General features: G+C 70.3%; 15 protein-coding genes and 1 tRNA gene. 10 read left to right on the forward strand and 6 right to left on the reverse strand.

Annotated features, from left to right (window positions below; translation table 11 throughout):
• Positions 1 to 194, forward strand: a 194-nt coding sequence (locus E1211_RS25935) for a transposase family protein (RefSeq protein WP_165947264.1), incomplete at its 5' end; no start/stop codon positions are given.
• A gap of 815 nt (positions 195 to 1,009) precedes the next feature.
• On the forward strand, positions 1,010 to 1,522 hold the full coding sequence (locus tag E1211_RS25940) for an NUDIX domain-containing protein (RefSeq protein WP_132351819.1): 513 nt from the start codon (positions 1,010 to 1,012) through the stop codon (positions 1,520 to 1,522).
• Positions 1,523 to 1,611: 89 nt separating this feature from the next.
• Here the strand turns inward: E1211_RS25940 and E1211_RS25945 are convergent, their stop codons facing one another.
• Positions 1,612 to 2,301 (reverse strand): hypothetical protein, encoded by a 690-nt coding sequence (locus E1211_RS25945; protein WP_243709700.1) that lies wholly within the window; start codon positions 2,299 to 2,301, stop codon positions 1,612 to 1,614.
• 1,187 nt (positions 2,302 to 3,488) lie between these two features.
• On the opposite strand from E1211_RS25945, the gene E1211_RS25950 reads away from it, so the two are divergent.
• The gene (locus tag E1211_RS25950) at positions 3,489 to 3,866 is read left to right on the forward strand and encodes a hypothetical protein (RefSeq protein WP_132351821.1); all 378 of its coding nucleotides are present in this window, start codon (positions 3,489 to 3,491) and stop codon (positions 3,864 to 3,866) included.
• A 65-nt stretch (positions 3,867 to 3,931) separates the two neighbouring features.
• Positions 3,932 to 4,177 carry a hypothetical protein gene (locus E1211_RS25955; RefSeq protein ID WP_132351823.1) on the forward strand — a complete coding sequence of 82 codons (246 nt, stop codon included), beginning with the start codon at positions 3,932 to 3,934 and terminating at the stop codon, positions 4,175 to 4,177.
• 201 nt (positions 4,178 to 4,378) lie between these two features.
• Here E1211_RS25955 and E1211_RS25960 read toward each other — a convergent pair.
• Positions 4,379 to 4,450, reverse strand: a tRNA-Val gene (locus E1211_RS25960).
• A gap of 50 nt (positions 4,451 to 4,500) precedes the next feature.
• Positions 4,501 to 5,085, reverse strand: coding sequence for a TIGR02611 family protein (locus E1211_RS25965; protein WP_132351825.1), 585 nt, complete (start codon positions 5,083 to 5,085; stop codon positions 4,501 to 4,503).
• A 273-nt stretch (positions 5,086 to 5,358) separates the two neighbouring features.
• Here E1211_RS25965 and E1211_RS25970 point away from each other — a divergent pair, with 273 nt between their 5' ends.
• The gene (locus E1211_RS25970; RefSeq protein WP_007457244.1) at positions 5,359 to 5,790 is read left to right on the forward strand and encodes an SsgA family sporulation/cell division regulator; all 432 of its coding nucleotides are present in this window, start codon (positions 5,359 to 5,361) and stop codon (positions 5,788 to 5,790) included.
• 126 nt (positions 5,791 to 5,916) lie between these two features.
• Here the strand turns inward: E1211_RS25970 and E1211_RS25975 are convergent, their stop codons facing one another.
• Positions 5,917 to 6,693 carry an SDR family oxidoreductase gene (locus E1211_RS25975; protein ID WP_132351827.1) on the reverse strand — a complete coding sequence of 259 codons (777 nt, stop codon included), beginning with the start codon at positions 6,691 to 6,693 and terminating at the stop codon, positions 5,917 to 5,919.
• 239 nt (positions 6,694 to 6,932) lie between these two features.
• On the opposite strand from E1211_RS25975, the gene E1211_RS25980 reads away from it, so the two are divergent.
• From E1211_RS25980 to E1211_RS25990, 3 genes are all read left to right on the forward strand, one after another.
• Complete coding sequence (locus E1211_RS25980) at positions 6,933 to 7,847, forward strand: AraC family transcriptional regulator (protein WP_132351829.1); 915 nt, start codon at positions 6,933 to 6,935, stop codon at positions 7,845 to 7,847.
• A 118-nt stretch (positions 7,848 to 7,965) separates the two neighbouring features.
• Positions 7,966 to 8,145: a DUF4236 domain-containing protein gene (locus E1211_RS25985; RefSeq protein ID WP_076471474.1), complete on the forward strand. Its 180-nt coding sequence runs from the start codon at positions 7,966 to 7,968 to the stop codon at positions 8,143 to 8,145.
• Positions 8,146 to 8,149: 4 nt separating this feature from the next.
• A complete protein-coding gene (locus E1211_RS25990; RefSeq protein WP_132351831.1) occupies positions 8,150 to 8,374 on the forward strand; it encodes a potassium channel family protein in 225 nt (74 codons plus the stop codon).
• A 37-nt stretch (positions 8,375 to 8,411) separates the two neighbouring features.
• On the opposite strand, the gene E1211_RS25995 is transcribed toward E1211_RS25990, so the two are convergent.
• Positions 8,412 to 9,314 carry a hypothetical protein gene (locus E1211_RS25995; RefSeq protein ID WP_132351833.1) on the reverse strand — a complete coding sequence of 301 codons (903 nt, stop codon included), beginning with the start codon at positions 9,312 to 9,314 and terminating at the stop codon, positions 8,412 to 8,414.
• Positions 9,315 to 9,339: 25 nt separating this feature from the next.
• Positions 9,340 to 9,861 carry a VOC family protein gene (locus E1211_RS26000; RefSeq protein ID WP_132351835.1) on the reverse strand — a complete coding sequence of 174 codons (522 nt, stop codon included), beginning with the start codon at positions 9,859 to 9,861 and terminating at the stop codon, positions 9,340 to 9,342.
• Between the two features lie 49 nt (positions 9,862 to 9,910).
• On the opposite strand from E1211_RS26000, the gene E1211_RS26005 reads away from it, so the two are divergent.
• Both E1211_RS26005 and E1211_RS26010 read left to right on the forward strand, forming a co-directional pair.
• Positions 9,911 to 10,372, forward strand: a complete 462-nt coding sequence (locus tag E1211_RS26005; RefSeq protein ID WP_132351837.1) for a MarR family winged helix-turn-helix transcriptional regulator — start codon at positions 9,911 to 9,913, stop codon at positions 10,370 to 10,372.
• Positions 10,373 to 10,429: 57 nt separating this feature from the next.
• Positions 10,430 to 11,167: tetratricopeptide repeat protein (locus E1211_RS26010; protein ID WP_132351839.1), on the forward strand; the 738-nt coding region annotated here is incomplete at its 3' end.

The raw sequence follows: 11,167 nt of genomic DNA on the forward strand, positions 1-11,167 counted from the left end.
CGAAGCTCTCACGCCGGCAGAAGGCCGTGAACCGCGCCCACGCGAAAATCCGCGCCCGCGGCGAACGGGCGATCGCCACCCTCAAGACCTGGAAGATCCTGAACAAGCTGCGCTGCTGCCCACGGCGTGCGACTCCGATCGTGCAGGCCATCCTCGTTCTGCACCACGTCGAAGCCAACCGCTACGCAGGATGAAAAAGGCCCATGGATTCATGCCCGCGCCACGCTGACAGGCGACCTGGACGGCCTGGGCATGGACCCTGTCACCGCCGATGCGTGGTTACGCTTCGGCGGCATCCGGGTGTACCTGAGTGACACAACCTCGGCTGAGTCAGCGCTTGCTCGGCTCCGGGACTTCACCGCCACCGACGGGTTGTCGTACTCACCGTCGCCCAACAGCCCTTCCTTCCGATTCGCAACGGCGGACTCCTAGCCGCCCGGGGCACCGCACCAAATGAGGACGCCTTGGCGCGGCAACCATCCGCTGCGCGAGCCGTCCTGACCCTGACGGATCCAGACCAACTGCCAGCCATGGTGGGACGGATTCGTCAAGCACGTGGTGTTACTAGACACCGGAGTCTCAACCGTCCGACTCAGGTTGGGTCGTTACACGGTGGCCTCACTTGATGAGTGAAACTCCGCCGAGTGCCGGTGGAGTTGAGTGTGGTCGAACTGCGCAGCGCGGGGAATCTCCACTGCTCCCAGTGATCGAGGTCGGCGAACGGGCGTGTCCGAGCTCTAGGCTCCCCGCATGCCGATCACCGCCGTGCTGCGCCGACGGCATGGTGCGGCCGTCGTCGCATGTTTGCTCTACTGCCCGACATGATCCTCAGAGGGCGTCGCCGAGGCCTTCACGCTCCGCGACACGCGCACCCATCGCGGCCAGGCCGAACCTCCGGCGCCGCGCTGCCGCGCCCCCTCGTAGCGATCGGATCACGGGAGATTCGGACGTGTCCGGGCGTCCCCTTCAGCTGGGACAGCTTGTCCTATCCCCGTGCTCTAATCCCGCCATGCATGTCGTCGTCACAGGCGCACTCGTCGAGAACGACACGGTCCTGCTCGTACACCGCAGACCAACCAAACGGGCGTACCCAGATGTCTGGGATCTTCCCGGGGGGCAGGTCGAAGTGGGTGAGTCGGAACTACAGGCCCTCGCGCGCGAGATGCACGAGGAACTCGGTGTTCAGATTGCGACGGAGTCCGCTTCACGGTTGGGCGTCCTGCATGACGGCAGTGGTGCGGACGCCGTTCACGTGGGCGTCTGGCATATTGAAGACTGGGTTGGCTCTCCCACCAACCGTGCACCCGACGAGCATGACGACATCGCATGGGTCCGATTCAGCGAGCTGCGCGACCTCTCCCTCCCGCACGGCGTCTTGGCGGCGATGGTTCGTTCTCTGCCCGAGTTTGAGTGCACGGGAAGGAACTCAGTCGTCACCAACTCTGGCCAGAACGACCGAGGAACCAAGGCCGAGTGTCGTGCATGTGCTGAGACGGATTCGTCAATCCCCTGGTGGGACTAGACAGGGCTGCCGGCTGTCCGGTCTCGGGACTTGCGTGATGGATCGGTGTCGGCCCTTGCCGTCCGCACGGTGGAGTCGAAGACGCTGACTCATCCGCTGGCGCTCAGCCAACGCTGCCAGCTGGCACGTGTGATCCGCCGCTCGCGGCTTTCGGCAGCATGGAGGACGAACTGCGCCCGAAGCCGGACCAACGGGTCGTCCGCCGCAGTCAGCGCGGCGACCCTGTCGAGGAACGACGGGTCAAGGTGTCGAACCAGCCGGGCGTACATCCAGTCTTTGCACCGATAGGGCCGCCCCAGCGCTGAGAGAATCAACTCAGCTATCTCAGGCCGAACACCTTCCGGAAGACCGCCGCGCTCGAACCGTAGGAGAAGCATCTCCTTGGTTGCCCACGGGGACCACATCCGCGACTCAGGCGCTCCCCACTCGGTCGGATAGTCCGCTTCCCACCGCAGATACAGCACCGCAAAAGGTGCCCACAACGCCTCCGTAACGTCATCGTCGGGGGCCGAGTCCAGGAACGCACGAACAGGCCCATGGATCGTCCGTTTGTGATGCCAGAGCTGGTCGGCACTGGCCTGGTCCATCTCGGCGACGAGCCGGGGCTGGGTCGGCGTTTCTGTTCGCTCCACGGCCCACAGCCCGTTCCATCGGTGCAGCGCCTCGCCCTCAGCCGCAACCAACGCCTGATGACGAGCAAGCGCCCGGCGTCGCACAACCTGGTCCGTGGCAACGAGGTCGAGCATCCAGAAGTAGTCCCCATGCAACTCAGCAGACACGCCGCCAGCCTGCCAAGCACCGGCACAGACCCTCAGGGCAGGTCAGCCGGACCTGCCACGCAGGTCCCGAGACTGTTCGTCACCGATCTCCTGAGACCCGACCGGCAGTGGCCCGACTGTCCGGCCTCAAGACTCCGGGACAGATCGGTGTCAGGACGTGCGTGACACTGCGCCTGCGCCCGCAATTGAAAGAACGGCCGCAAGCCTGCCTGACAGGGTGTGCTGGTGCCGGACATCGACCCCACCGAGGCGGAGTACCTCCGCCAGATCGGACTCCTTGCCACTGACGTTGCCGACCGAGCCTTGGACGAGGGCTGGCTGACCTTTGATCCCGATCCAGATGACGCACGCCCCTGCAGCGTGCCGTCAACGCGCTGGCCCGCCAGCTGCGTCATCACCACTTCGAGGACGACGGCTGCGTCGACCCGGGCGCCCCGCTTGTCGGCCTGGCCGGGGCCCTCCTGGTTCGTCCCTCGACCGTCCTGAGCGAGCAGGAGTACATCGACATCTGCGAGCGGCTGGGCGTTGAGGCACGGCCCCAGGGGTGGGCGTTGTGGCATACCTGGGACCAGAAAGGTGGACCGATCACCATGGTCACCACCAAGATCAGCACCACTGAGGGAATGCTGCCGGTCTGGTCGAAAGGCCACCACATGGTGCCGACCAAGCCGCCACACGCCCCAGTGGCAGCCAGCGTCAGGGGCTGGGTCGGACCAGCGCTCCGATCTCCCGGGTACGTGGCCGAGACGGGAACCTCGACCTCCATTCGCGAGTCGCCATGCAGCTGCTCCCGCGACGGTCGCGGCGTCCAACGCTGTCTGCGACGTCCAGGTTGACCGCCTGTCCGCCCGGCAGCCGACTCCGTTGATGTCAGTCGCGGATGTCAGCGGTCGTTTGACCGCTGCACGGACGGAGACGGAACGAGCAACCTATGCATTACGAGTCGGCCCCGTGGCGCCTGTCCACCGCCCGGTCCTCATGCCCGACGTGGTCTCGGTCCGTCATCGTCCGACCACGACCGCTGGCTTGCTACTCGGCGCGCCCTGACCTCTCAGTTGAAAGATTCGGTCGCCCGGTCCGCCTGAGAGTCCCCCTGATCGGGCAGTGCCGAAGTCACGCGGCGTGCCTCGCCGGCCATCCTGGAGTCTGCCTCCGGATACGGTCAGAAACGGACGTAGCATCGGCCCGTGACGTACGGAACGGAGATGGTCATCGGTTGCGGGGCTCTGGTCCTCGGCGGGCCGATCGGCGTGAGCCTGGTCGCCAATCTGATCCGGCAGCGAGGCTTCGGCAAACGGTCCCTGCGGCTCCTCGTGGTCGGCGGCATCGTCGCGTCCGGGGCGATCTTTCTCTTCGGCGGTCCCGCATTCCACCGACTCTTTCCGCCGCCGCACGATCCCGTCCTCGCCAGCGGCCGCGGCCTCGACCTGCGAGGCAGTTGGTTCTGGCTGGCCGCTCGGGCCGGTGGGGCTCTGACCTTCGCCATCGCGCTTGCCTATGGTGTCGACCTGGGTCGGCTCAGGCGATCGCGGCAGGCGGCGCGACAAACCAACGCAACTCGTTGAGTGCCCGGGTCCCCGAGCCTGCTCACCGTCGTTGACAGATCCGCGCACCGCCCAGCCTCATCGGCATGGAGCAGGTGCGCGGCCTTGCCATCCGGCTGGCGGTGGACGAGCCGGTCGGCGACGACCTGCCGATGGCGGCTGCTGACGCTCTGACCCGAGGCGTTGACTATCCGAGCTTGCGTGAGCTCGCCGGCCTCTCGAAGGGCAGCGGTAGCGGCCATGAAGACAGCGGCGCAGTCGTTCCTTTGCGACCATCCAGCCTGAGCAGCTTTCGCTACGGGCGATGCGCTTCAGATGATCCGACTCCTTGACCCCCAGGCAACCAACAAGGCTCGCCGACTCACCGCCGGCCTTGGTGGGGCTGCGGCGCGGAAGATGTCTACACCCACGTCTCGTCCACGGCGCCCGTGACGCGCACAGACGCCTCGGCGATTCCCTCGCTCAACGATCGGGCTGCTGTACGGGCGCCAAAAAGGCCATCCCCGATGACCGGGAATGGCCTTTGACCTGCGTGGGCGATACTGGGATCGAACCAGTGACCTCTTCGGTGTGAACGAAGCGCTCTCCCGCTGAGCTAATCGCCCTCAGCGCGGATGACTGTACCTGATCCGCGGCCCCGTCCGCGAATCCGGGGTCAGTTCGTGGCGAGGTAGTGCATGACGCGGGCGATCACGTCGATGCCGAGGCTGTACTTCAGGGACAGCCAGAGCACCACCGCCACGAAGACGAGGCCGACCAGGCCGAGCAGGAAGCGCACGCCGAGTGATTGTCGTGTCACCCATCTGGTCCAGCCGTGCACGTGCCGGCGGGTGAAGGCGAGCAGCCTTCGGGCCCAGTGGTACTCGACGGCCCAGATGCCGAGGCCGGCGATCACCAGCAGCCAGCCCGGCCCGGGCAGCGGGATGAGGGCGATACCGACGGTGACCACGAGCGCGCCCGCGATCGTGATGAAGATCTTGAGGGTGATCCGGCCGGTGGGATTGGCGCGGATGAGTTCGAGGGTGATCGAGGCGCGTCTGCGCCAGCGGGGCCGCTGCTGATCGGCGAGGGCGACGGCGCCCGCACCGGGCTCCGGCGTCCCTTCACCGGAGTCCGGCCGACCGGTCCGGTCGTGCTGATCCATCGGCACCGCATACCCCCGCTTTTTGGCTCCTCGGACCGCGACTTTCGGCGGGTGAGGCGCCGCGATCGGATCCACTGAGGATCGGTTCGTGACCATTTCACCCCCTAGTGTCGCTCGGGACCGTCACCCCTTCCGACGACTGGACGTTACCGGAGTAAGTCGACGACTGAGCCACCCGATGCCGAGCGGGACCGGGCACTGGGCAGAACCGGAAATCCTACATGAATTTTCACATTCAGGAGGCCTTTCCGAACCCCTTCCCACCACTGGGTGAAGTCAGCGTATGGCGGAGCGTAGCCAGGAGTAGCACCTGAGTATGGGAAAAGCGGGACACGCGCGTTCCGCAGCGGTGCCGGGGGGAGAACGTCCATGAGTGTCATCCGACCGACGACCGTAGAGGTCGAGACGTCGCTAAGGCTCGTCGCGCCTGACGCCACCGCCTTGCCGGTGCGTGCCAGCTTGCGTTACGACCCTGCTGACCCGTATGCGGTCCATGTCCTGTTCCATGCCGAGTCGGCCGGAGGCGAGGCGGTGAGCTGGTCCTTCGCCCGCGAACTGCTGGTCACCGGGCTCGACGAGCCGGCCGGGATCGGGGACGTCCGGGTGTGGCCGTGGGCCACTCCGCGCGGCGACTTCGTCGCGCTCGCGCTGTCGTCACCCGACGGCAACGCTCTCTTCGAGGTGCCGAGGAGCGTCCTGGTGCGCTTCCTGCGGCGGACGTACGTCGTCGTCCCGCGCGGCCGGGAGGCCGAGCACCTGGACGTCGACACAGCGGTGAACCGGCTGCTCGCCGGCCGCTGACCGTAACACCGGGTAACACCGGCCATCTTCGGCCACAGGGGCCGCGCGGATCTGCCGAGTCCGCGCGGCTCCGGCACGCCCAGGTGTACGCCGACCGCCCACTCCCCCCGGGGTCAGGTCCGGCGCTCAGCCGTGGGTGGTGATGCCCCCGTCGACCGGAATGACCGCTCCGGTGAGGTATGCCCCGGCCCGTGACGAGAGGTAGATGGCCGTGCCGGCCATGTCCTCCGGACGCCCGATCCTCCCGAGCGGCACCTGCTGCTCGATGGCGGCCCGGGACGCCGGATCGTCGAGCGCGAACGCCATCATCTTGCTCTCGAACGGGCCGGGCGCGATCGCGTTGACGGTGATCTGCTCGCCGGCGAGCTGGTGGGCGAGGCTGCGGGTGAGCATGTGCACGGCCGCCTTCGTCGCCGAGTAGGCGTACACCTCCATCGACGGCACCCGGATGCCGTCGATCGAGCCGATGTTGATCACGCGGGCCGGGTCGTCCGCGCCGGCCGCGGCGCGCAGCGCCGGCAGCAGCGCGTTGGTGAGCCGGAACACCGCCTTGACGTTCACCGCCCAGAGCTTGTCGAACGCGCTCACCGGGTACGCCTCCAGCGGCGCGCCCCAGGTCGCGCCTGCGTTGTTGACCAGGACGTCGAGCCGGTCGTACCGCTGCCGGACCGTGGCGGCGAGCCCTTCGGCGCCCGCGTCGGTGGAGAGGTCGGCGGGGATCGCCTCGCAGCGCCCCTCGGCCGAGAGCTTCTCGGCGACGGCGGCGCAGACGTCCGCCTTCCGCGACGAGATGATCACGTGTGCACCGGCCCGGACGAAGCCCTGGGCGATCATCAGACCGATACCCCGGGATCCGCCGGTGACCAGGACCGTCTTGCCTTCGACCGAGAACAGCTCCGTCATGCCCATCCCCTCGCGAGTGGCCGGTCGACCCGCCCGGCGACGGCCGTCGGGTGATGCCGCGGCGCTGGCGTCGCCGCCCACCGGCACTACCGCCGGGTAACGTAGCCCGGCCCGGCGGACCGGGACAAGACCGTGCCGCCGTGGGTCCACTCGATTCGGGCGGAGCCGGCCCGCCGCGACGGAGGCCGTGGTGGGGCGAGGGGTGCGACTACCTGCGACGCGGGCTAACGTCGGTTGCGATGGTCTTCTCCGGTCAGTACCCCCCGGCAACGGTCGCCACGAGTCTCACCCTCGGCACCGAGATCGACACCCTCGCGTTGGCCGGCCTGGCCGGTGATCCGGGCTGGCGTCGACCGGTGCTTGTCGACCGGGACCTGCTGGTGCTGGCCACGGGCGGGCACGGCGACGTCGAACTGGATTTCGAACCACTCCCCTGCCGCCCCGGCACCCTGCTGCGGGTGCGCGCCGGACAGGTCCTGCGCTGCCCCTGCCCGCAGCTCGACGCCACAGTGGTGCGGTGGGACGCCGGCGCCCTGCGGGGGCTCGACGTCGACCCGGACGCCGTACCGACCTGGTGGCAGCTCGCCGGTGAGGACGAGGATGCGGTGATCACCGAGGTGAGCCAGCTCGCCGTGGACTCCGTCCGGCACCGGGCGATCCCCGCCGCGCGTGGGCTGCTGCGTCACCAGCTCGCCGTGCTGCTGCTCCGGCTCACCCTGGCCGGCGACGCCCGGTCGACGCCCCGCCCCGAGGAGGTCACCTTCCGTCGCCTCTGCCGGGAGGTCGAACGCGCCTACCGGCACACTCGCCGCGTCGAGGACTACGCGGCGCGGCTGGGCTGCTCGGTGCGTACGCTCACCCGCGCCTGCCTGGCGGTGACCGGGCGCAGCGCCAAGCAGGTGATCGACGAGCGGGTGGCGCTGCAGGCCAGCCGGTTGCTCGCGGCGACCGACGAACCCATCGCGCGGATCGGCCGCGGGCTCGGCTTCACCGAGCCGACGAACTTCGGCCGGTTCTTCACCCGCGAGACGGGGCAGAGCCCCGGCGCGTTCCGAGCCGCCCGCGAGCAGCCCCTGCCGGAGCGGGCCGTCCGTCCGCGTACGGCCGCCGAGCCGAGCCGCGCCCGTCCGCAGCCCTCCCACCCGCTGCGCTGAGCCGGCGCCACGGACGGAGACCGTTCGCTCCATCGTGGACCGGTGGGCGTTTCCCGAACCGCCGTTGCGGGCATCCTCAACGCCGACGGCAGGTACGGCGGGGAAGGGAGCCCGGGCGATGGGTGTGATGTTCCGTAAGCGGCAGAAGATCGGACCGCTGATCCTCAACTTCACCGAGAACGGCTTCTCCTCGTGGAGCGTCAAGATCGGCCGGTGGTCCTGGAACTCCCGGGCCCGGGCGCACCGGGTCGACCTTCCCGGTCCGCTCTCCTGGAAGCAGGACAAGTCCCGGCGCTGACCGGGTGAGGACGGGCGGGGCGCCGGCGGGGACGCCGGCGCCCCGCTGCGCCGTCGGGGCCGTTTTCCCCGGAACCGGCCGGAGGGCGGCGGTCGATGCGCTCTACTTCGCTCTCGCCACCCTGACCACGAGCGGCTACGGCGACCTGAGCGCGCCGGGGCAGTTCGGCCGTGCCTTCGTCCGCCCGCAGATGGTCTTCGGTGTCGGGGTCCTCACCGATGGCCCTTGAGCACGCAGACCAGCAGGAGCCCCTGGGTCGGTGCTGATCAGGCAGATGCTCCGGCCGAAGGGCTGATGATCACGTCGCCGCCGAGCCGACCCTCGGCCGGGTCGCGGGTGACCGCGCCCGCCGCGAGCAGGTCGGTGAGCGCCCGCAGCGCGTCCGACGAGCGGTGGACGGTGGCGAGCAGGGCGTGCCGGCGCAGCTCGGTGACGGTACGCGGGCCGCCCCGGGCCAGCTCGGCGACGAGTTCCCGGCCGAGCGGGTCGAGTTCGGGTTCGCCGGCGACGTCCCACGGCGGCCCGGCCGGGTCGCCGAGGCGTACCGCGGCCAGGTCGGCGGCGGCCCAGAGCGCCTCCTTGAACGCCTCCAGGCTCCGGTCCGATCCGGTGCCGAAGGTGATCGACTCCGCCGGCCCGTCGGCGGCGGCGAGGTCCACCTGGGTCACCAGCGGGAAGCCCACCGCGTCCAGCGCGGCGCGGGCGGCGCGGCCGGCGCGGAGCAGGACCTCGGCGGGCCGGCCGCCGGCCGCCGCCCGCAGCACCGCGGCGTCGGGCGCCCCGGCCGCGCCGGTGCCCGCGTCCACGAAGGAGAAGAGCGGGGCACCGGCGGCGCCGGCCGCCTTCAGCGCGACCGGCAGCCGGCTCGGGTCGCCCGGCACCACGTGGACGGCGACGTCGGCCGGCAGACCGGCTTCGATCGGGCCGAGCCGGGCCGGCAGGTCCGCCGCCGCGTCGGCGAGCACCAGCACGGTGAGCCGGAACCCGGGCAGCCGGTCGGCCTGACCGGCGACGAGCCGCAACGCCGCCTCGGCGGAGTCGACGTCGCGGTGGGCGTACGCCAGGGCCACGGTGGCCCGCCGGGAACGGTGCCGGGCCGCCGGCAGCCAGCTCTCCAGCTGGTGGACGAGCAGTTCGCGCAGGGCGTTGGTGGTCGGTTCGCTCGGCATCCTGACGTTCTACCGCACCCGCCGGTCAGGCGGGCACGGAGATGCCCACCCCGCCGCGGGTCTGGCCGCCGTAGCGCTGCCGCTCGCGGTCGAGGTCGAGGCGGCCGATCCGCTTCCGGGCCGAGAGCGCCGCCTCGTCGAGCAGGTCGGCCGGGATGAGCCAGACCACCTCGAACTCCAGCCCGTCCGGGTCCTGCCCGTAGAGGCTCTTGGTGGTGCCGTGGTCGGAGGTGCCGACCAGCGCGCCGGCCGCGGCGAGGCGTTCGGCGGTGGCCGCGAGCTCGTCGAGGGTGTCGACCTCCCAGGCCAGGTGGTAGAGGCCGACGGTGCCGCGGCCGGCGGTGGACCGGCCGGCGGCGGCGCCGACCTCGAAGAGGCCGAGGTCGTGGTCGTTGGTGGAGTCGGGCGCCTGGAGGAAGGCGGCGCCGCGGAAGCCGTCCGGGGTCATCTCGACGGGACGGAAGCCCAGCACGTCGCGGTAGAAGGCGACGCTGCGGGCGAGGTCACTGACGTAGAGGACCGCGTGGTTGAGCCGGTGGATTCCCATGCCTCCACGGTAGCCCGATTTAGTTGAGCGTTCAACTAACTGAGTTATGATGGTTGTCATGACGCGGTGGTTGAACCAGGACGAGCAAGAGACGTGGCGAGCCTTCCTCGCCGCCTCCCGCGGCGTGATGGACGCCCTCGACCGCAAGCTGCAACGGGACGCGGGCATGCCGCACGCCTACTACGAGATCCTGGTCCGCCTCTCCGAGGCGCCGGAGCGCCGGATGCGGATGAGCGAACTGGCCGAGCTGACCGGCTCGTCGCGCAGCCGCCTCTCACACGCCGTCGCCCGCCTGGAGGCCGCCGGCTGGGTGCGCCGCGAGGACTGCCCCACCGACCGGCGAGGCCAGAACGCGCACCTCACCGACGCCGGCTTCGCGACGCTCGCGGCCGCCGCGCCCGGCCACGTCGAGGACGTACGCCGGCACGTCTTCGACGTCCTCTCCCCCGCCCAGCTGGACCAGCTGCGCCGGATCAGCGAGACGATCGCCGCCCACCTGACCGGATCCTGACGCATCCACACCGGCGCGGGTCTTGTACTTACCGTCGTCGGATGAGCACGATGGGGCGTGCCCTCCGGCTTCGGCGACCTCACTGACCAGGCGCACCACCTGGTGTCCACCGGCGACCTGGCCGGCGCCCAACGGCTGCTCTCCGACGCGCTGAGCGACGCCGACCCGCGCCCCGCGAACGCCACCACCGAACTGGCCGAGGCGGCGAGCCTGCAGGCGCGGGTGCTGGTCGCCCTCGGCGAACCGCACTCCGCCCGGGGCTGGGCCGCGTTCGCGTACGCCGCGCACACCCGGCTGCACGGCCGCTCCGACCCGCGTACGGTGGCCGCCGCCGCCACCCTGGCCGCGGTGCTGCACCGGGTGGGCAGCCACGCACGGGCCGCCCGGCTCTACCAGGATGTGATCATCGAGCTGACCGCGCAGGACGGGCCGGAGTCGCTGCGGGTGCTCGCCGCCCACGCCGATCTGGCCACCGTCGAGTACGCCCGCGGGCAGTGCCGGACCGCGCGGGACCGCCTGCAGGACGCCTGGGAGCTGCACCGCGAGGTCTACGGCGACGGCCACCCCAGCGGCATCAAGATGCTGGCACGGCTCGGCGCGATGCAGCGCGACTGCGGGCAGTTCGCCGAGGCGCACGACAACCTGGCCCTGGCCCGGGAGCTCTGCCGGCAGCACCTCCCCGCCGACGATCCGCTCGCCACCCAGGTCGCGACGCTGGCCCGGGCCCCCGCCAACCCGGATCACAGCTGTCTGGAGTCACCGCCGGACCCGCAGGACACCCCGGTGGTCCCCGCC

Source organism: Micromonospora sp. 15K316 (genome assembly GCF_004348525.1).
Lineage (GTDB): Bacteria > Actinomycetota > Actinomycetes > Mycobacteriales > Micromonosporaceae > Micromonospora.

Coding starts and splice junctions, on each gene's coding strand:
- E1211_RS25940 (WP_132351819.1), top strand. CDS start 1,010: ATGCATGTCGTCGTCACAGGCGCACTCGTCGAGAACGACACGGTCCTG.
- E1211_RS25955 (WP_132351823.1), top strand. CDS start 3,932: ATGGAGCAGGTGCGCGGCCTTGCCATCCGGCTGGCGGTGGACGAGCCG.
- E1211_RS25965 (WP_132351825.1), bottom strand. CDS start 5,085: ATGGTCACGAACCGATCCTCAGTGGATCCGATCGCGGCGCCTCACCCG.
- E1211_RS25970 (WP_007457244.1), top strand. CDS start 5,359: ATGAGTGTCATCCGACCGACGACCGTAGAGGTCGAGACGTCGCTAAGG.
- E1211_RS25975 (WP_132351827.1), bottom strand. CDS start 6,693: ATGACGGAGCTGTTCTCGGTCGAAGGCAAGACGGTCCTGGTCACCGGC.
- E1211_RS25980 (WP_132351829.1), top strand. CDS start 6,933: ATGGTCTTCTCCGGTCAGTACCCCCCGGCAACGGTCGCCACGAGTCTC.
- E1211_RS25985 (WP_076471474.1), top strand. CDS start 7,966: ATGGGTGTGATGTTCCGTAAGCGGCAGAAGATCGGACCGCTGATCCTC.
- E1211_RS25995 (WP_132351833.1), bottom strand. CDS start 9,314: ATGCCGAGCGAACCGACCACCAACGCCCTGCGCGAACTGCTCGTCCAC.
- E1211_RS26000 (WP_132351835.1), bottom strand. CDS start 9,861: ATGGGAATCCACCGGCTCAACCACGCGGTCCTCTACGTCAGTGACCTC.
- E1211_RS26005 (WP_132351837.1), top strand. CDS start 9,911: ATGGTTGTCATGACGCGGTGGTTGAACCAGGACGAGCAAGAGACGTGG.